Genomic DNA, 18,785 nt, shown 5'->3' on the forward strand with positions numbered 1-18,785 from the left:
CGTTACGTCGCTGCGACAAAAAACCCGGCCAGATGGCCGGGTTTTTGCTTTCCGTATGGCGCTGCGGCTACTGGCCGCCACCAAGGGAGTAGACGTAGACGGACAGTTGCTTGACCGTCGGATCGCCAAGGCGGGCCTGCCAGGCTGGCATGACGCCGTGCTTCGGCTGACGCACCTGCGCGGCGATTTCCCGCTCGCTGGAACCGTAGAGCCAGATCGCATCGGCCAGGTTCGGCGCACCGAAGGTGATGTCGCCCTGGCCATTGTCGCCGTGGCAGGAAGCGCAGTTGTCGGCGAAGACCTGTGCACCGGCCTCGGCCAGCGCCGGGTCGGACGGCGTTCCGGTGAAGGACACCACATGGGCGGCCACCTGACGGATCTCGTCAGCGCTCAGGATGTCGCCGAAGGCCGGCATTTCGCCGAAGCGGGTATCGTCGTCGCCAGCAAAGCGCACGCCGTGCGCGATGGTCTGGTGAATCGATTCGATGTCTCCGCCCCACAGCCAGTCATCGTCATTGAGGTTCGGATAACCGGCAGAACCCTGCGCGCCCGAGCCATGGCACTGCGAGCAGTTGACCTTGAACGCGGCGTCGCCTGCTGCGGTCGCGAAGCGGCGCAGCGTCTCGTCGGCGAGAATCTCTTCAAGCGACTTGTCGGCGATGGCCTGACGCAGATCGGCCTGCTGTGCAGAGACCACGTCCATGGTGGTGGAGAACTCGCTGCGGCTGGAATAGCCCAGAACGCCCTGGGTGGCGGAGCTGACCAGCGGCCACGCCGGGTAGGCGACGGTGTAGCCGATCGCCCACACGATGGTGGCGTAGAAGGTCCAGACCCACCAGCGGGGCATGGGGTTGTCGAGTTCCTTGATGCCGTCCCACTCATGGCCGGTGGTCGAGACGCCGGAAACCTCGTCGATATGTTTCTTCTCACTCATCTCAATCGTCCTTAAGCGGGATGCGTGCGGCTTCTTCGGCGCTCTTCTTGCTTCCGGGACGGAAGGCGAAGATGACCACGCCGATGAAGAAGACGGTCATGGCCAGTAGGCCCCAGCTATCTGCGAACTGTCGGAGCGCTGTATAGGCTTCCATGATTTATCCTCCTCACCGATATCCGGCCGTTTCGTCGTAGGTCGAGAAATCAACCAGCGTGCCGAGCATCTGCAGATAGGCGATCAGCGCGTCCATCTCCGTCAGCGCGTTGGGGTTTCCGTCGAAATCACCCAGAACGGCCTTGGGATAGCGTTCTTCGAGCCCGGACGTATCCGCATTCGGATCAGCCTGGGCGCGAATGTCCGCATTGGCGTTGAGCACCATTTCTTCCGTGTAGGGCACACCCACGCGCTGATTGGCGATGAGCTCGGTCGAGAAATCGTTGATCTCGAGCGGGGTGTCCTTGAGGAAGGCGTAGCTCGGCATGATCGATTCCGGCACCACGGAGCGCGGCTCGATCAGATGGTCGACGTGCCACTCGTTGGAGTAGCGGCCACCCACACGGGCCAGATCCGGGCCCGTGCGCTTCGATCCCCACTGGAAGGAGTGATCGTACATCGATTCCGCCGCCAGGCTGTAATGGCCGTAACGCTCCACCTCGTCGCGGAACGGACGGATCATCTGGCTGTGACAGGTGTAGCACCCTTCACGGACATAGATGTTGCGTCCGGCCAGCTCCAGCGGCGAGTAAGGGCGCATGCCCTCCACCTTCTCGATCGTGTTCTCAAGATAGAAGAGAGGCACGATCTCGACGATGCCGCCGACGGTAACCACGAGGAACGATCCCACCAGGAGCAGTGTGGCGTTCTTTTCGATGATCTTGTGTTTGTCCAGCAATGCCATCGTGTGGGCTCCTTAACCGGCGTTTTGAATGGTGGCTGCGGGCTGTACGACAGTGCCGCCGATCGGCTCTTCCTCGCGCTGGTGGCCGAGGATGGTCATGGCCAGATTGTAGGCCATGACGATGCCACCGAGCAGGAAGAGCACGCCGCCGAGTGCGCGCAGCACGTAGTAGGGGTGCATTGCAGCCACGGTTTCGGCGAAGGAGTAGACCAGGAAGCCCTGAGAGTCGTACTCGCGCCACATCAGACCCTGCTGGATGCCGGAGACCCACATCACGGCCGCATAGACCACGATGCCGAGGGTGGCGAGCCAGAAGTGCCAGGTGACGAGCCGCAGCGAGTAGAGACGCTCGCGGTGCCACAGCTTCGGAACCAGATAGTAGAGTGCGCCGAAGGTGATCATGCCGACCCAGCCGAGCGCACCGGAATGCACGTGACCGATGGTCCAGTCGGTGTAGTGCGACAGCGAGTTGACGGCCTTGATGGACATCAGCGGACCTTCGAAGGTGGACATGCCGTAGAAGGCAACGGCCAGAACCATCATGCGGATGATCGGGTCGGTGCGCAGCTTGTCCCATGCGCCCGAAAGCGTCATCAGGCCGTTGATCATGCCACCCCAGGACGGCATCCACAGCATGATCGAGAAGACCATGCCCAGCGTCTGCGCCCAGTCGGGCAGGGCGGTGTAGTGCAGGTGGTGCGGACCGGCCCAGATGTACAGGAAGATCAGCGCCCAGAAGTGAATGATCGACAGACGGTAGGAGTAAACCGGACGGTCGGCCTGTTTCGGAATGAAGTAGTACATCATGCCGAGGAAGCCGGCGGTCAGGAAGAAGCCCACCGCGTTGTGGCCGTACCACCACTGGGTCAGTGCGTCCTGAACACCGGCAAAGAGCGAGTAGCTCTTGGAACCGAAGGGCGAAACGGGAACAGCAAGGTTGTTCACGATGTGCAGCATCGCGATGGTCACGATGAAGGACAGGTAGAACCAGTTGGCCACATAAATATGTGGCTCCTTGCGCCTCATGATCGTGCCGAAGAAGACGATGAAATACGCCACCCAGACAATGGTGAGGAACAGGTCCACATACCATTCCGGCTCGGCGTATTCACGGCTCTGGGTGATGCCCAGAAGATAGCCGGTTGCCGCCATGACGATGAAGAGCTGATAGCCCCAGAAAACGAACCAGGCCAGATTGCCGCCAAACAGGCGCGCCCGGCTCGTGCGCTGCACCACGTAGAACGAGGTGGCGATCAGCGCGTTGCCGCCGAAGGCGAAGATAACGGCCGAGGTGTGCAGCGGCCGGGTGCGGCCGAAGTTGAACCACGGTTCGATGTTCAAATCCGGGTAGGCAAGCTGGAGCGCCACGATGACGCCAACCAGAAAGCCGACAACGCCCCAGAATGTCGTTGCGATGACGCCGTACCGTATCGGACCGTCCATATAGCCGTCGGTGTCGGCCTTGAGCGGTATCGATGCCGCGCCCTCGGGCGCAAAGCTGGTGTTGCGCATCAACACGATCGCCGATCCCAGCAGGACAAAGAACAGAACCCACATATGGGCCTGAAAAGCTGAATCCTGCGCCAGACCCGCAGCGGCCAGAGCTGCAAAAGCAGCCAGGCCGACCAATACGATCTCGGTGCCAAATCTCATTGCTGTTTCCCCAATCCAGAAAAGCTCGCGGGAATCCGTTCCCCGATTCCCACATTCAACGCATCTCTTAACGGGAACCGAACTGCCTTGATCTGCGTCAAAGCTGCGCGCCCCCAGCCATGAAAAACAGTTTCCGTTCATTATGAGGGATGGTCAACATGCAGCGCGCAGGCGAACAGATCACCGGGACAGTGCCGGCAACCCGTTATTCAGAAGCGGTTCCGCGCTATACGAGCTATCCGACGGCCCCGCATTTTCATGCAGGAATCGGCGCAGAAACCTTCCGTGGATGGCTGCAACAGACGGGCAGCAGCGACGACGTGTCGCTCTATGTACACATCCCTTTTTGTGATCGGCTGTGCTGGTTCTGCGCCTGCCACACGAAAATGACCCGCCGTTACGAGCCGGTCGCGGCGTTTCTGGACGCGCTCCTTAGTGAAATAAAGACTGTGGGAAACGTGCTGGATGGCAATGGGCGCATCCGCGCGCTCCATTTCGGCGGCGGCTCGCCCACCATGCTCCGGCCCGAAGACGTGCTGCGGCTGGGCGCGGCGCTGAAAGATGCCTTCAACTTCGCCGATGATGCGGAGATCAGTGTCGAACTCGATCCCAACGATATGGACGATGCGCGCTTCGACGCGTTTGCGGCCATCGGCATGACGCGCGCCAGCCTTGGCGTGCAGGATTTCGACCCGAAGGTGCAGACGGCCATCAATCGCGAGCAGACCTTTGAACAGACCAGGGGCGTTGTGGATGGCGTTCGCGCGCGCGGCGTGCACTCGGTCAATCTGGACCTGCTCTATGGCCTGCCGCACCAGACGCTTGAAAGCGTGGCCGATACGATCAGGCAGGCGCTGACGCTTTCGCCGGATCGCATCGCGCTTTTCGGCTATGCGCATGTGCCCTGGTTCAAGAAGCACCAGACGATGATCGACGAGGCATTTCTTCCGGGGCCGGAAGAGCGCTTTGCGCAGCAGCAGGAAACGGCGTGCATCATCCGCGAGGCGGGATATCAGACCATCGGGCTCGATCATTTCGCAAAGCCGGATGATCCGCTGGCGGTGGCTGCGCGGGAAGGGCGGCTGTTCCGCAATTTTCAGGGCTATACGGAAGATGCCTGCCGGACGCTGATCGGGCTCGGGCCTTCATCGGTGTCGCGCCTGCCGCAGGGCTATGCGCAGAACACGCCGGCGACTGCGAATTACGAGCGCATTGTCAGCGAAGGCGGGCTCGCCACGGCGCGGGGCATCGCGCTCAGCGAAGAGGATCAGGCGCGGGCCTGGGTGATCGAGCGGCTCATGTGCGACTTCGCCTTTTCGGGCGAAGAGGCGATCCGGCTGTTCGGCGAATGCGGGCGGCGGATCGTGAGCGAGGCGCGTCAGGCGGACGAAGAGGCCGGACTGGTGGAAGATGGCGGCACCTTCAGCCTGCGCGACGAGGCGCGGCCGCTGGTGCGTTCGACGGCTGCGCTGTTCGACCAGTATCTGAAGCGTGGCGGCGCGCGCCACTCTGCTGCCGTGTGACCGACGCGCGGCTTGTTGCGTCAGCGCAATGAACCGTGGCCCGAAGGCCGCTACCCTGCGTGTCGAAGCCATCGAGCTGAATGCCTGAGTGGAGGATGTTTCGGTCTGGAGGAGGCGACGATGCGACAGACGCATTTGCGTGCCGGGATGACGCTTGAGGAGATCATGGAGCACTGGCCGGACACGGTCGCGGTGATGCTGCGCCATCACATGCTGTGCGTGGGGTGCCCGATTACCGCGTTTCATTCGGTGAGCGACGCCTGCCAGGAACATGGCATCGATGAAAAGGCGTTCAGGCGTGAGCTGGAACTGGCAATCACGGAGGGCTGACGGGTCCTGACCCTAGCTCTCCTTGCGGGCCTCGGCTTTCAGGAGCAGGCGGTGCGGGCTGATCACCACGACACGCTTGCGGCCACCGCGAACGATGCCGTCCTTCTCCCATGCCTGAAGGACGCGGCTGACCGTGTGCAGCGTCGCGCCGGTCATCTCCGCGATGTCCTGCCGGGTGATCGGAAAGTCGATCTCCACCCCTTCGGCGGTCTTGCGTCCGGTCTGCTTGACGAGGCGCAGGAGAGCATGGGCCACCCGCTGCTCGACCTGCTCGGTCGACATTTCGACAACGCGCGTATGCGCGTCCTGCAGACGGCCGCCGACGGTCTTGTAGGTGTTCGCGCCAAGTGAGGGGAAGCGTGCGGTCAGTTCGTCCCATTTCGCGTTGGGCCAGGCGAGCGCCACGCATTCTGCTGCGGCGACAGCGGACGCCGGATAGGTGCTGCGGCCAAGGGCGGCTGCGATGCCGAACAGTTCGCCGACGCTGATATAGCGCACGATCACCTGTTGCCCCTCGGGCGTTGAGCGAACCACGCGAATGTGGCCATCGAGCAGGACGTAAAACGATTCCGCTTCATCGCCCTGGGCGAAGACGGTCGCGCCTTCGGAAAAGCGCAGGGGCTGGGCATAGCCCAGAAGCGTCTCCAGCTCCCGGCGCTCCAGCCCCGAAAAGCTGGGCAGATCGGCAATCAGCGAAGGGTCGAGGCCCGGCATTTGCAACTCCGCGTTCAAAATCGCGCTTTTTTTAGACCGTCTTTGCGCTAGCGCAAATTCTCGCGGCGCGAAAGCCGCTAGAAAAACACTCAGAGAGCCACCCAAAAGGATATCCAACGGCTCTTCATGAGATGCTGCTGCGACAACCAGCGGCGGTGCGCACCGGCCAGTCCGGTAGCGTCGACGCAGCAGCCGGCCGGACGGAATGGGGGAAGCATCCGTCCGGCCCTACCTTTTCAGGAGTTGGCGATGGCTGTACCGAGATTGCGGGCCTATGAGGGGCCGGCGGTGTTGTCCTATGGGTTCCGACCCTTCTTCCTTCTGGGCGCAGCCTATTCGGGCCTCTCCATTCTCGCCTGGTTGCCCATCTATATGGGGCTTCTTGAAACGCGCAGCCTTTTCCTGCCGGTCGACTGGCATGTGCACGAGATGCTGTTCGGCTTTCTGGCGGCTGTCGTCGCCGGCTTTCTGCTCACCGCCATTCCCAACTGGACCGGGCGGCTGCCCGTGCAGGGAACGCCGCTCGCGGTTCTGGTCGCGCTGTGGATCGCGGGGCGGGTGGCCATCTACTATTCCGCATCGCTTGGATGGTGGCAGGCCGCCATCATCGACAATGCGTTTCTCGTGGCGCTGACGCTGGCGGCTGTGCGCGAAATCGTTGCCGGCCGCAACTGGCGCAATCTCAAGGTGCTGATGCCGCTCGCGGTTCTTCTGCTCGCCAACATCCTGTTTCATGTCGAGGTGCAGACGGCGGGGATCTCCGATGTGAGCCGCCGGCTTGGCCTTGGCGCGGCCATTGTCCTGATCATGATCATCGGCGGGCGCATCATTCCGAGCTTCACCCGCAACTGGCTGGTGCGCGAAAATCCCGGGCGTCTGCCCGTGCCGTTCGGGCAATATGACGTCGCTTCGCTTGTTGTCTCAACTGCGGCGCTTACCCTGTGGGTGTTCCTGCCCGAGGCGCTGCTGACGGGCGTCCTGCTCGCAATCGCCGCAGTCTCGCAGGCCGTGCGCCTGACGCGCTGGGCCGGTGAGCGCACCGTGCGGGACGCGCTGGTGCTCATGCTGCACATCGCCTATGCCTTCGTGCCCTTCGGTCTCGGGCTGCTGGCGCTCTCGGCGCTGTTGCCCGGGAGCGTGCCGCAGGCCGCCGGGTTTCATGCGCTCGGCGGCGGCGCCATTGGTGCGATGACGCTGGCGGTCATGATGCGCGCGACGCTGGGGCACACCGGGCGCATGCTGAAGGCCGGACTGGCGGGAGGCGTGATCTTCGGTGCTGTCTGCGTGGCCGCAATCGTGCGCGTCTGGGCTGCTTTCGAGCCGGGACTGGCCTGGGTTCACATTTCCGGAACGGCCTGGATGATCGCGTTTCTCGGGTTTGCGCTGCTCTACAGCCCGGCGTTGCTCAGGGCGAGGCGTTCGTCCTGAGGCTCTTCCTCAAGCCGTGTCATTTTATCGAAGAGAACTGCGTTCGGGCAGAAGGACGGCGGCTGGCGTTTTGTTTCGCCGGCAGTTGCCGCCAGCCAGCCCTGACAGGAATCGGCATTGCGGCAGCGCGCGCAGGTGCGAACGGCCGAGGCGAGCGTCAGGCCAAGGCGATCGGCAGCGAGGCGCTGCAAATCCACATCGCAGCGGTCCATCATCTTGCCCATCAATTTGGCATGCGTTTCAATTTTCTGGGACAAGCGTTTCATTTCCGACTCCAAACATTAATCGGAGACTATCACCCGTTACGATACAGTGCGCTTTGCGCTGGATCAAACAGTTGGCAATTGTCCATGGCCGAGGCTTGCAGTGACACGCACGTGCGGAAATAATGCGCGCCACAAACGAACCCGTTGCGGAAGGGGCAATCTTGGGTCACGATTTCGATATTGCTGAACCGGCGCGCCGCACCGGGGTGCCGGGCTTTGTCGTTGCCCTTGGCGGCAGTCTGATCCTTCTGGCCGCCCGCCTGTGGATGGGGCCGGCGTTCAGCGGCATCTGGATCATCTTCCTTGCATCGCTCACGGCCCTTTACGCCGCGATCCTTGGCGGGCGTGTTGCCGGAATTGTCGCGGTGGCGCTGGTTGCCGGAGCCGTGGCGCTGGTCGGCGTCGTGGACACGCTGCCGCTCTCGCTTCCCGTGTTTGCCGCGCTCATCGCCTTTCTCATCCTTATCGCCCATGTGGGCGCTGCCTATTTCAACGCCGAGGATGCGGGAAAGCTGGTGCGCCAGCAGCTTGCGGCGCGCGACGCGCATCTGAACTCCATTCTCGACACGGTTCCGGACGCCACCGTCGTCATCGACCACAAGGGAACGATGGTGTCGTTCAACCGCGCAGCAGTGCGCCAGTTCGGCTATACGGAAGACGAGGCGCGCGGCAACAATGTGAAAATGCTGATGCCCGAGCCCTATCGCGGGCAGCATGACGGCTATATCGAGCGCTACAAGACCACGGGTGAACGCCGCATCATCGGCATCGACCGCGTGGTGGTCGGTCAGCGCAAGGATGGCTCCACCTTTCCCATGAAGCTCGCTGTTGGCGAGATGAAGAGTGGCGGGCGCACCTTCTTCACCGGTTTCATCCGTGACCTGACCGAGCGTGCGGAAACCGAAGCGCAGATGGAAGAGGTGCAGGCGGAACTGGCGCGTCTTGCCCGCCTCAACGAGCTGGGGGAAATGGCCTCGACCCTGGCGCATGAACTCAATCAGCCGCTTTCGGCCGTCTCCAACTATGTGCAGGGCTGCAAGCGGCTCCTGAACGATCTGGATGACCCCGTGGCCGAGCGCATGCGCGATGCGCTGGAAGAGACGGCGCGGCAGTCGCTTCATGCCGGACAGATCATCCGTCATCTGCGTGAATTCGTCTCGCGTGGTGAGAGCGAGAAGCACCCGGAAGACCTGCAAAAACTGGTCGAGGAGGCCGCCGCACTCGCCCTGATGGGCTCACGCGAGCTCGGCGTGCACACCGTCTTCGAGTTCGAAGCCGGGCTTGGCAGGGTTTTCGTGGACCGGGTGCAGATCCAGCAGATCTTGATCAATCTCATGCGCAATGCCATGGAGGCGATGCGCGAGAGTGACGGTCGCGAGCTCAAGGTGACCGTGGCTTTCAACGAGGAAGGCGACGCCATAGACATTGACGTGTCCGATACGGGAACGGGAGTGCCCGAGGAGATCGCCGAGAACCTTTTCAAGCCGTTCGTTTCATCCAAGAGGGGCGGCATGGGCGTGGGGCTTGCGATCTCAAAGCGGATTGCCGAGGCCCATGGCGGCATGTTGAAACTGATCGTGAGTTCGGGCGAGGGGACGACATTCCGTTTCACGCTGCCCGCAATGGAAGAGCAGGAATTGCAGAATGCCTGATGATGTGGTGATCCATATCGTTGATGATGAAGAGCCGGTGCGCAAATCGCTGGCTTTTCTGCTCACCATGTCCGGGCATGTGGCGCGGGTGCATGAATCGGCAACGGCCTTTCTCAAGGTTGCGCCCGGGCTGCAGAATGCCTGCCTGATCACCGATCTGAGAATGCCGGACATGAGCGGCGTCGAGCTTCTGCAGCGGCTGAACGAGCACGGCGCCATGCTGCCGGCCATCGTCATCACCGGCCATGGCGACGTGCCGATGGCGGTCGAGGCGATGAAGGCGGGCGCGCTGGACTTCATCGAAAAGCCGTTCTCCGACGACACGCTCATGGAGGCGCTTTCCCGCGCGATCTGCGAACTCGACAAGCGGCCGCCTGCCGCCGCCGATGCGGCGCTGGTGCGGGGCCGGGTGGAGCAGCTTTCGGAGCGCGAACAGCAGGTGATGCGCCGGATCGTGGCGGGCATGCCCAACAAGACGATCGCCTTTGAACTCGATATTTCCCCGCGCACGGTCGAGGTTCACCGGGCCAATGTGATGTCCAAGATGCAGGCCAGAAACCTGCCGGAACTGGTTCGCATGGTTCTGCAGGCCGGTGATCCGGTCGGCTGATTTCGCCTTTCAGGGGGCGTTTTGATCCAACGCAAAGCACGATGGCGACCGACGGCAGAGATTGTACGCTGCCGCGGTGACTGATTTGCGTTGCCCGGCAGTGAGGAGATGCCGGGATGTGCATGCAATGATTCTCGTGGTGGCGCCCGATTCAGCCTTTCGATTGTCACTGCGATTCATGCTTGAATCGGAGGGGTACGACGTTGTCGTGCCGCGCAATCTGGAAGAGGTTGAACGGCTGCGCCGCACGGCTGCCTGCACGATTGTGGATCATGAAGTCCTTGCCGACATGAAGGTGCCGCTTGAACGGCTGCTTGGCGGGGCCGGGCCACTCGTTCTTCTGGCCGATACGCTGGATGAGATGCCGCAGGCCGGGCACATAAGAACCATAGAAAAACCGCTCCTTGGGAGCGCCGTCGTCAACGCGGTTCACGACCTTCTGGAGCAGGCCCGGCATCGCGATCTGAGAGGCGCTACGTAGAATCCCGTAGGGACAAAACCGAATTTCGCGCGTGCGGGCATTGCGGCAGTAATGGAGCATCCAAACGACGGAGGCACCCATGTTTGCACAGGCCGCAACCGCACACGCACCGACAGCTCCTTTCCGGGGGCATCAGCGTCTTGCCGAGGCGCGTCCGGCGCCTGCGTCGTTTTCTCCCGACCAGCCGCACCAGATTGCCTTCTTCGAAGCCAATGAAGAGGTCTATGCGCAGGGCGAGCGCGCCAATGCGCTCTATCAGGTCGAGTTCGGTGCGGTTCGCCTCTATCGCCTCCTGTCGGACGGTCGCCGTCAGATCAGCGCCTTCCATGTGGCGGGCGAAGTGTTCGGTTTCGAAGCCGACGGCCATCATCATTTCTTTGCTGAAGCCGTTGGCCCGGCCGGCATTCGCGTGTTCCGTCAGCCTGCCAATGAAGGCAACTGGCGTCAGACGCTGGACGCCGCTCTGGGGGCGCTCGTTCGTGCGCAGGAGCATCTTCTGGTGATCGGCCGGCAGAACGCCGCCGAACGCGTCGCTGCCTTCCTTCTCGACATGATGGAGCGCCAGGACAATGCCCGCGAGGTGCAGCTTCCCATGTCGCGCACCGATATTGGCGATTATCTGGGCCTGACCATCGAAACGGTTTCGCGCACTTTCTCGAAGTTCAAGAGCAAGGGCCTCGTCCGCCTGGCCAATACCCGCACGGTGGAAGTGGTCGACGAAGCCGCCCTCAGGGCCATGTGCGCCTGAGGGGGCAGGGGGGGCTGGATGAAGCGCGCAAAGAGTTCTTTGAGTAATATTATCCAACTGATGCATTAATACGGTCGCCTTGGCTTTTAGCCGGTGGGCAGGCGATGACGATGCGTCGCGGATGCAACTTTGCGTGCGGTAATGGCTCGTCCGGAAGGCGCATAAGGATGCTCGCCTTTGGTCTGCCCCTTTGGTCTGCCTGCGTGGTGCTTTCGGAAAATACCCGCTCGTCGTTCCTAAATATCTTTCGCCTGGGCGAGCACCCAGAGGGTTCTTCCTTCCTCAAATCTCATGAACGCGGGGTGGGGTGTCGCAGACTTTTTGTGCCAGGTCGATCACGTGGCGGTGGTGGGTGAGGTAGATGGCCTGGCCGCGGCGGCCGATCTGTTCCATCACCCGGCACGCGGCGCTGGTGCGGTTTTCGTCGAATGTCTCGAAAATGTCGTCGCAGAAGAAGGGCAGGCGGGTGCCCTGCGCGATGAGCTGCTCGTGGGCGGCGGCGCGCAGCGCAAGATAAAGCTGGAAGCGCGTTCCCTTGGAGAGTTCCGCCACCCGCTTGGCCGTTCCGTCGCGAGCGACTGCAAGAAGCGTTTCGTCATTGCCGTCTGGCTGTGTCGTCAGGCGTTCATAAGCGCCCTGCGTCAGCGTTGAGAAGCAGCTTTCGGTGGCGGCCATCATGCCGCTGCGATGGGTGTCCCGGTAGCGGCGGATCGCCTCGTCGGCCAGCCGGTAGCCCAGCGAAAGCTCCAGATGATCGCGGGCAGCCTCTTCCAACTCCAGCTCAAGTGTGGCCTTGCGCTCCGTCATGGCGGCAATGTCGGCGTCGCCGGTCACGCGAAGCAGCGCCTGCTCTGCCGTCACGCGCTTCTCGGTCGTTGCGGTCAACTGGCGCTCGGCCTCCGTCGCGTCAGCTTTCAGGCTTTCCGCCTCGGCTTCAAGGGCGGCAGCCGTGACGCCTTGCAGCATATCGCGGGCGCACTCCATGCTTTCCAAACCAAGTTCGGAGAGAACCGTGCGTTCAAGCCTGGCCTTTTCCTGTCGCTCGGCGATGACCTGTTGGGCCTGTGTCGCGGTGCGGCGCAGGGCGTCGAGCGTGTCGACTGGCGCGTCTTCGGGGAAAATCCGCCCCATCACTTCGACCTCGCGGTCGATGTCTTTCAGCCGCTTCTCTTTCTCCGTCAGCCGGGCGCTGGCCCGGTCGAGATTTGCGCTCAGCTCCGCCGCGCGTGTTTCCGCAGCGCGTGCCGCTTCGGAGCGTTCACGCAGCAGCGAGAATGTTGCAGCTGCGGTCTCGGCCACGGGAAGATCGTGGGTGGCGGCGAGCGCCGTGACCCTGCTTTCGAAAAGCGCCTGATCGGCCTCCATGGTCGCGACGCGCTGCGCGGCGTCGGCGCGTTTTTCTTCGCCGTCGCGCAGAGCCCGCAGCGGATCGAGTGTCGCCAGAAGGCTCTCCTCATTTACTGCTGAACCCAGGAGATCGCGGACCAGATCACGCCAGTTAGCTTTGGCCTGTGTGGCCTTTTCCTTTGCAGCTTCCTGCCTTTTCGTTCTGCGGCGCAGCTCTTCGTCAATCGTGCGGCGCGCCTCATGAGCCTGTGCTGCGGCGGCAATCGCCTCGCTTTCCGCCTCGGCCAGAGTGCGGGCTGCGGCAAGAGCGCTGTCCAGATCCGGGTTCTCGAGGTTCAGATGGGGGAGGAGCGCATCAAGCAGATGCTCCGCCCGCGCCAGCGTCGGGCGATGCGTTTCGCGCAGACGCGCGGTTCTGGCCGAAGCCTCTGCCGCCGCCTCGTGGCGTTTCACCCAGTCAAGCCACTCCGCCGGCGACAGCGGGCGCGGCAGGCCGGCGGATTCGGCGGCATCGTTCACGGTGCTTTCAAGAGCAGCCTGTTTTTCGCGAAGCGCTGTCAGTCGCGCCTCTGCCTGATCGGCGCGCGCCTGCAACTCAGCACCGGCCTGTTCGATCTGACGCAGCTGCCCGAGATCGCGCGCCTGCAGGACGCGCGACTGCATCGCCGCATCAAGCGCGTGAAGCGCATGTTCGAAGGTCTGTGCGGTCCCGCCGTTCAATTCCGCGCGGTGTTTTTGCCAAAGCCGGTCCCGCTCGGTCTTGAGGGTGTCTGCCTCGCCATCTGAGACAAGGCTTGTGTCGGAGGCGAGCTGGGCGGCCTGCGCGCGGCGGGCGGCCAAATCCTCACGATGCTGCGAAAGCGCTTCTTCGGCCTGGGCGATCTGCCGCGTAAGTTCCGCGTGGGCCTCGGCCCAGTCCTGCGCCTTCAGGAGGCTTGTCGGGCAGTCCGGCAGCGTCTCGAAACGGACAGCGCCGACCGTGAGGCCTTCGCGTGCAAGGCGCTCGTCAGCGGCCGCCGCATCAATCGCCTGCTCGGCCCGTGCGATAAGGGGAACAAGGCGCTCCACATCATGGCGGGCGAGTATCTCGCCGATCCCGCACGCGGCCGGGATCTTCGCTGCCGCCGCTTCATGTGCGGCTTCCGCATGCTCGAAACGCGCCGCCAGATCCTCGATCTCCCGGGTTTCGGCCAAAAGCGTCTGCTCGGCGCTGCGCAATTCATCGCGCGCGCGTTCAAGGCTGGCAATCTGGGCGGGCGTCAGCACAAGGCTTCGCGGATCGGTGGTCTCGTCAGCGCCAACGTCTCTGGCTGCGCGCAGCATGGCGCTCTCGGCTTCAAAGACATTTGCGCGCCGGCGTTCAAGATCAAGCCCCGCGGTCACGTCACGCGCGCGCAGATCGTCCAGTGCGTCCAGCGTCTCGGTGAGGGCCGCCAGTTCCGGTGCGCGGCTCAGACCATCGCGCGCCGCGCTCGCCTCTTCGATCTCCGTGGTCAGGCGCTCGATGTCCGCCCGTGTCCGGCTTTCCTCGGTAAGCAGTGTGACCAGACTTTCCGGTTCGAAATCCAGCCTTTCGGGAAAGGATGCGAAAGGTGCGATGCGGTCTGCAAGCGCCTCGATTTCGGCCAGCATGGGCAGGGCGTGGCGTCTGGCGGCAATCCGCGCTGCATTCTCAAGCAGCCCATCGCGCGCGGTTCTGGCTTCGCCTTCCGCCTTGCGCGCATCGGTCAGCTCTTTCTTGAGGCTGCGCCATGCGCTTGCTGAAACGTCGCGCTCGCGAATGTCCTTTTCAAGCTGCGCCAGCTCACGCTTGAGAATGGCGATGCGCGTCTTGCTGGCCCTTTTGCGCCAGATCTCGTCCGCTTCTTCGCGCACCTTGTCCAGAACGGTGCTCAGATCCGCCACGCCGGCGGCTGCGGAGAAGAGAAGCCGCCCGATATCGCCGCGCGCCTGCGCGATTTCTTCGCCGCCGCGCTCGATGGTTTCGTCGTCAAGGCACAGAAGGTGGCGGTAATCCTCTTCGGAAAGGCCAGCCAGAAGGGCCGATATGGCGGTCTCGGGCAGGGGCGCGCCTGCCTCATCCACCAGCGCGCCGCTGCGTGTGGGAAGGCGGGTGAACCAGCGCAGGTCGCCGTCGATTTCCAGTTGCCCGGACACCTGCAGATTGCTGCGCTGGTGTTTGAAGGCGTAACCCTCGCGGTTCGGGAAGCCATAGAGGAGGCGCAGCGCCGCCTCCATCGTGGTCGTCTTGCCCGCCTCGTTGGGCCCGTAGATGATGTGGAAATCGGGTTTCTCTCCGGCTTCGCCGAAGTCGAACTGACGGCCCGTGAAATGGCCGAAACGGTCCATGGAGAGTTTGCGCAGACGCATCAGTTTTCCGCACCTTTCAGGCGCGCCAGAACACGCTCGCTTCCGGCTTCGGCAAGGCTTTGGGTGAGCCTTTCCGCTGCGGCCTCATCGGGCACGAGCCGCGCGCGAATGGCCGGCGGCAGATCCATCAGAACCTCATCGATTTCGGTCTGGGCCGCGCTCGCAAAGCCGGGTTCCGCCTGGATTGCGGTGATCGTTGCGGCCAGCTCGTCGGTGGCGCTAAGCGCGCCGTCGTGCTGCGCCGGCGCGTCGAGGCTGAAGTCCAGCTTCTCGATCCAGAGGCGGTCGGTCTCCCGCGCCAGTTCGCTGATCTGCTCGCCCCAGTAATCGCGGTCGCGCAGGAAATGCCAGTGACGTTCCGGCGCGCCCTGCAGGGTGAGGCGCAGAACGCCGGCATCTGCCGTCAGATCACCGGCGGTCGTGCGCAGGTGATCGCGCAGGAGCGTGCGCAACGCCTCGTCGCTCTGCGCCGCCGTGATGTCGAGCGCGGAATTGGTGAACTCCAGCGCCGATGTGGGGATTTCGTCGACGCGAATGCCGGCGTCGTCGATGCTCAGAAGCGTCGCCGATTTCGGGCCTGCCTCTCCGATGTCACGTCCCTGCGGGATACCGGGCATGACCACCCATGGCGCCTGCGAATGGACCTGTCTCTTGTGGACATGGCCGAGCGCCCAGTAATCGAAGCCCATCCCTGACAATTCATCGACAGTGCAGGGGGCGTAGGTGTCATGCCCCGCCGCCCCGGCAAGCGATGTGTGCAGCATGGCGATGTTCATCGCACCGGCCACGGGGGCCGAAAAGCGTGGCAGGAGGCTGTCGGGCGCGTGTCGATCTGCAAAGCTGACGCCGTGCACCCAGACATTTTCCGCAAGCTGCACCTTTCCGCCCCGTGCGTCGAAGACATGCACATGATCGGGCAGGTCGAGCGTACCGGTTATGGGGTTTTCGGCATCGTGGTTGCCCTTGATGTAGAAGACCCGGGTGCCCGCCGCGCGCAGGCGGTCGAGCTGTCCGGTGAGGAAGGCGGCGGTGCGCGCACTGCGCTCCTTGCCATCGAAGAGATCGCCCGAGATCAGCAGCGCCGAAACCTCTTCCGAGAGCGCGGTGTCGATGATCCGCGAAAAGGCGGTGCGGCTGGCAGTTTCCACCTTTTCACGCAGCGTCACATCGCGCAGGGCGAGCGATTTGAGCGGGGAGTCGAGGTGAATGTCGGCGGTGTGCAGAATTTTGATCAATGCGTTTCCTCTGGACACGAACATGTCATCGGCAATCGCCAATCTCAAGCATGTCCCGGCGTCGGTCGTTCAGGTTTTCGGGGAAAACGACGTTGAGTGGCTCAACCCTTTGGTTGCGAAGGGAGATGCGGGGCTGAAGCAGCGTCCCTCGTATAGGTGAAATCTCATATAAAAATCATATTGTGAGAATTATAATTCAAAAAAGGTCAAAAGACTTTGACAGGTATCGCATGGTGATGTTACGAAAATTGCGCCATCGCCAAGATGTGTTTTTTGGGAGGAATTCATGAAACTGCTTAAAGCCGCCGCTCTTTCCGTTTCGGTTGCCGCACTCAGCGCGGGCGCCGTGTCCGCCGCAGAGATCAAGTTCAGCTACCCCGTCGCCCAGGACAGCACGATGGGGCAGACCGTCACGAAGTTTGCAGAGCTTGTGGAGGAGAAGACCGGCGGGGCCGTCACGGTGCGCCAGTTCCCGCAGGCGCAGATCGGTAACGAGATCCAGTCGATCTCCTCGGCGCAGGGCGGCATCGTCGAAATGGCGGTGACCACGACTGCAGGCCTGGCCGCCATGGTGCCGGAATTCAACGTCTTCCAGCTTCCCTTCATGTTCGGCAGCTACGAGCAGCTGGACAAGGTTTCCCGCAGCCCGGTGTCGCAGAAAATTCTGGACAAGATGGAGCCGAACAACCTCGTCGGTCTGTGCTTCTGGGATTACGGCTTCCGCAACATCACCAACAACAAGCGTCCCGTGACCAGCCTCGACGATGTGCAGGGGCTGCGCATCCGCACGATCCAGAACAAGGTCTATATCGACGCGCTTTCAGCCATGGGCATGAACCCGACGCCGCTGCCTTTCCCGGAGACGTTTACGGCTCTGGAGACCGGCGCGATCGACGGCAATGAGATCGCCAACGATGTCACCCGCTCGACATCTTTCTATGAGGTTCAGGACTACCTGACCGAGACCCAGCACTTCACCACCATCTCGGTTGTCTATGCCAGCAAGAAGTTCTGGGATGGTCTGGATGCGTCCCAGCAGGATGCGGTCCGCGCCGCCTGTGCCGAGAGCTCCGACTACAATCGTGAGATCATCAACGCCTCGAGCGGCGAAACGCTCGAATTCCTGAAGGAAAAGGGCATGCAGATCGACACGATCTCGGCCGAAAACCTTCAGGCCTTCCGCGATGCCGTCAAGCCGGTGGTCGAGGAAGTGAGCGCGCAGCTCGATCAGGAGATCGTGGCGGAGTTCATGGCCGAGATCGAAGCTTCGAAGAGCGCCAACTGAGTTTGGCTGTCCTGCCGCGTGGTTCGGCCGCGCGGCAGGATGGGCAGCCTTGTGCTGCGTTTCTCGTGCGTGGGAGAAGTCATTGCTTTTGAAAGACAAGATTGCGCTGGTCACGGGCGCTGGCAACCCTGAAGGCATCGGGTTTTCCGTTGCGCAGACCTTTGTGGCCGAGGGTGCATCCGTCGTGGTCGTGGACCGTGACGAGCGAGCCGTCGACCAGTCCGTAAAGGCGCTCGGCGAACGGGCTGTCGGTGTTGCGGCAGACCTGCGTGACGAGGCCGCCTGCCGGAGAGTTTTTGATGTGACGCGCGAGCGTTTCGGCCGCCTCGATGTTCTGGTGAACAATGCCGGGATCACCCAGCCGCGCAAATTCACCGAAATCACCGCTGCCGATTACGACGCCATCATGGACATCAATCTGCGCGGCACGGTGATGATGACCCAGGGCGCGCTGGGAATGATGGAAAGCGGCGCATCGATCATCTGCATCGCATCCATTGCCGGCCAGCGTGGCGGCGGCCTGATGGGCGGCGCTCACTATGCTGCCTCCAAGGGAGCCGTGCTGTCGCTTGTGAAGTCGGTCGCGCGCGAAATCTCACCGGACGGCATTCGCATCAATGCGGTGAACCCCGGCGTCATCATGTCGAGCATGACGCGTGATTTCTATGATGATGTGCAGACGGCGCGGGTTCTGCCGCAGATCCCGATCGGTCGCTTTGGAGCGCCGCAGGATGTGGCGAACACCTGCCTTTTCCTCGCATCCGACCTGTCGTCCTACATGACCGGCTCCGCCGTCGATGTGAATGGCGGCATGCACATGAACTGAGGCGGCGATTGCCGTCTCACCGAATTCAACATCAATCCAACAGGAGATTGTGATGAGTGGACCCGTCGTCCCCGTCGTTACCCGCGCCAATGAGCTGAGCGACAAGACCGGCCAGTCCGGCGATTGCGTCCGCCGCTCGGGGGTCAGCCCGCAGCACACGCCGGCGACCAAGATCTGGTTTGGTCAGGTTTCCAACGAACCGGGCTTTCGCTCGCCGCCGCATCATCATGGCGAAGCAGAGACGGGCGGCTACGTTCTCTCCGGCCACGGCCGCATCTATTTCGGTGAAGGCTACCGCGACTATGTGGACATGATGCCCGGCGACTTCGTGTTCGTGCCGCCGCACATGCCACATGTGGAAGTGAACATGAGCACGACCGAGGAGCTGGTCTGGCTGACCTGCCGGACGCCGGACAATATCGTGGTCAACCTGCCAGACGTTCCCGACAGCGATCTGGAAGGCTATCGTCGTCCCGCATAAGCGA

18 protein-coding genes are annotated in these 18,785 nt (G+C 62.6%); 10 read left to right on the plus strand and 8 right to left on the minus strand.

Annotation, left to right across the window (positions count from 1 at the left end; translation table 11 throughout):
• Positions 1-67 precede the first annotated feature (67 nt).
• The 4 genes from ccoP to ccoN are packed head-to-tail and all read right to left on the minus strand — an operon-like array spanning position 68 to position 3,485.
• Positions 68-934, minus strand: a complete 867-nt coding sequence (gene ccoP, locus DEJ54_RS09630; protein ID WP_113154370.1) for a cytochrome-c oxidase, cbb3-type subunit III — start codon at positions 932-934, stop codon at positions 68-70.
• 1 nt (position 935) lies between these two features.
• Positions 936-1,088, minus strand: a complete 153-nt coding sequence (locus tag DEJ54_RS09635) for a cbb3-type cytochrome c oxidase subunit 3 (RefSeq protein WP_113154371.1) — start codon at positions 1,086-1,088, stop codon at positions 936-938.
• A 12-nt stretch (positions 1,089-1,100) separates the two neighbouring features.
• Complete coding sequence (ccoO, locus tag DEJ54_RS09640; protein WP_113154372.1) at positions 1,101-1,832, minus strand: cytochrome-c oxidase, cbb3-type subunit II; 732 nt, start codon at positions 1,830-1,832, stop codon at positions 1,101-1,103.
• A 12-nt stretch (positions 1,833-1,844) separates the two neighbouring features.
• Positions 1,845-3,485 carry a cytochrome-c oxidase, cbb3-type subunit I gene (ccoN, locus tag DEJ54_RS09645; RefSeq protein WP_113154373.1) on the minus strand — a complete coding sequence of 547 codons (1,641 nt, stop codon included), beginning with the start codon at positions 3,483-3,485 and terminating at the stop codon, positions 1,845-1,847.
• A 158-nt stretch (positions 3,486-3,643) separates the two neighbouring features.
• Here ccoN and hemN point away from each other — a divergent pair, with 158 nt between their 5' ends.
• Positions 3,644-5,008 carry an oxygen-independent coproporphyrinogen III oxidase gene (hemN, locus tag DEJ54_RS09650; protein ID WP_113156198.1) on the plus strand — a complete coding sequence of 455 codons (1,365 nt, stop codon included), beginning with the start codon at positions 3,644-3,646 and terminating at the stop codon, positions 5,006-5,008.
• 120 nt (positions 5,009-5,128) lie between these two features.
• Positions 5,129-5,338 (plus strand): DUF1858 domain-containing protein, encoded by a 210-nt coding sequence (locus DEJ54_RS09655; RefSeq protein ID WP_113154374.1) that lies wholly within the window; start codon positions 5,129-5,131, stop codon positions 5,336-5,338.
• Positions 5,339-5,350: 12 nt separating this feature from the next.
• On the opposite strand, the gene DEJ54_RS09660 is transcribed toward DEJ54_RS09655, so the two are convergent.
• Positions 5,351-6,052, minus strand: a complete 702-nt coding sequence (locus tag DEJ54_RS09660) for a Crp/Fnr family transcriptional regulator (RefSeq protein WP_113154375.1) — start codon at positions 6,050-6,052, stop codon at positions 5,351-5,353.
• 249 nt (positions 6,053-6,301) lie between these two features.
• On the opposite strand from DEJ54_RS09660, the gene DEJ54_RS09665 reads away from it, so the two are divergent.
• Positions 6,302-7,480 carry an NnrS family protein gene (locus DEJ54_RS09665; RefSeq protein WP_113154376.1) on the plus strand — a complete coding sequence of 393 codons (1,179 nt, stop codon included), beginning with the start codon at positions 6,302-6,304 and terminating at the stop codon, positions 7,478-7,480.
• On the opposite strand, the gene DEJ54_RS09670 is transcribed toward DEJ54_RS09665, so the two are convergent.
• Positions 7,441-7,758 (minus strand): DUF6455 family protein, encoded by a 318-nt coding sequence (locus DEJ54_RS09670; protein WP_204360785.1) that lies wholly within the window; start codon positions 7,756-7,758, stop codon positions 7,441-7,443. The genes DEJ54_RS09665 and DEJ54_RS09670 overlap by 40 nt on opposite strands.
• Before the next feature lie 110 nt (positions 7,759-7,868).
• On the opposite strand from DEJ54_RS09670, the gene DEJ54_RS09675 reads away from it, so the two are divergent.
• The 4 genes from DEJ54_RS09675 (at position 7,869) to DEJ54_RS09690 (ending at position 11,237) form a co-directional block, all read left to right on the plus strand.
• Entirely contained in the window at positions 7,869-9,398 is a 1,530-nt protein-coding gene (locus tag DEJ54_RS09675) for a PAS domain S-box protein (protein ID WP_204360786.1), read from the plus strand.
• Positions 9,391-10,008: a response regulator FixJ gene (gene fixJ, locus DEJ54_RS09680; RefSeq protein ID WP_113154377.1), complete on the plus strand. Its 618-nt coding sequence runs from the start codon at positions 9,391-9,393 to the stop codon at positions 10,006-10,008. Before DEJ54_RS09675 ends, fixJ begins: the two co-directional genes overlap by 8 nt.
• A gap of 127 nt (positions 10,009-10,135) precedes the next feature.
• The gene (locus tag DEJ54_RS09685; RefSeq protein WP_113154378.1) at positions 10,136-10,489 is read left to right on the plus strand and encodes a DNA-binding response regulator; all 354 of its coding nucleotides are present in this window, start codon (positions 10,136-10,138) and stop codon (positions 10,487-10,489) included.
• A gap of 79 nt (positions 10,490-10,568) precedes the next feature.
• Positions 10,569-11,237: a helix-turn-helix domain-containing protein gene (locus tag DEJ54_RS09690; RefSeq protein ID WP_113154379.1), complete on the plus strand. Its 669-nt coding sequence runs from the start codon at positions 10,569-10,571 to the stop codon at positions 11,235-11,237.
• A 282-nt stretch (positions 11,238-11,519) separates the two neighbouring features.
• Here the strand turns inward: DEJ54_RS09690 and DEJ54_RS09695 are convergent, their stop codons facing one another.
• Together DEJ54_RS09695 and DEJ54_RS09700 are read right to left on the minus strand one after the other, a co-directional pair.
• Entirely contained in the window at positions 11,520-14,954 is a 3,435-nt protein-coding gene (locus tag DEJ54_RS09695) for a YhaN family protein (RefSeq protein WP_113154380.1), read from the minus strand.
• Positions 14,954-16,189 (minus strand): DNA repair exonuclease, encoded by a 1,236-nt coding sequence (locus DEJ54_RS09700; protein WP_113154381.1) that lies wholly within the window; start codon positions 16,187-16,189, stop codon positions 14,954-14,956. The genes DEJ54_RS09695 and DEJ54_RS09700 overlap by 1 nt, the downstream gene beginning before the upstream one ends.
• A 286-nt stretch (positions 16,190-16,475) precedes the next feature.
• Between DEJ54_RS09700 and dctP the strand changes: the two genes are divergently transcribed.
• From dctP to DEJ54_RS09715, 3 genes are all read left to right on the plus strand, one after another.
• Positions 16,476-17,474: a TRAP transporter substrate-binding protein DctP gene (gene dctP / locus DEJ54_RS09705; protein WP_113154382.1), complete on the plus strand. Its 999-nt coding sequence runs from the start codon at positions 16,476-16,478 to the stop codon at positions 17,472-17,474.
• A gap of 88 nt (positions 17,475-17,562) precedes the next feature.
• Positions 17,563-18,300 carry an SDR family NAD(P)-dependent oxidoreductase gene (locus DEJ54_RS09710; protein WP_204360787.1) on the plus strand — a complete coding sequence of 246 codons (738 nt, stop codon included), beginning with the start codon at positions 17,563-17,565 and terminating at the stop codon, positions 18,298-18,300.
• Between the two features lie 52 nt (positions 18,301-18,352).
• Positions 18,353-18,781 (plus strand): cupin domain-containing protein, encoded by a 429-nt coding sequence (locus DEJ54_RS09715; protein WP_113154384.1) that lies wholly within the window; start codon positions 18,353-18,355, stop codon positions 18,779-18,781.
• The last annotated feature ends 4 nt before the right edge of the window (positions 18,782-18,785 follow it).

This window comes from Nitratireductor sp. OM-1, assembly GCF_003296175.1.
GTDB lineage: Bacteria > Pseudomonadota > Alphaproteobacteria > Rhizobiales > Rhizobiaceae > Nitratireductor > Nitratireductor aquimarinus.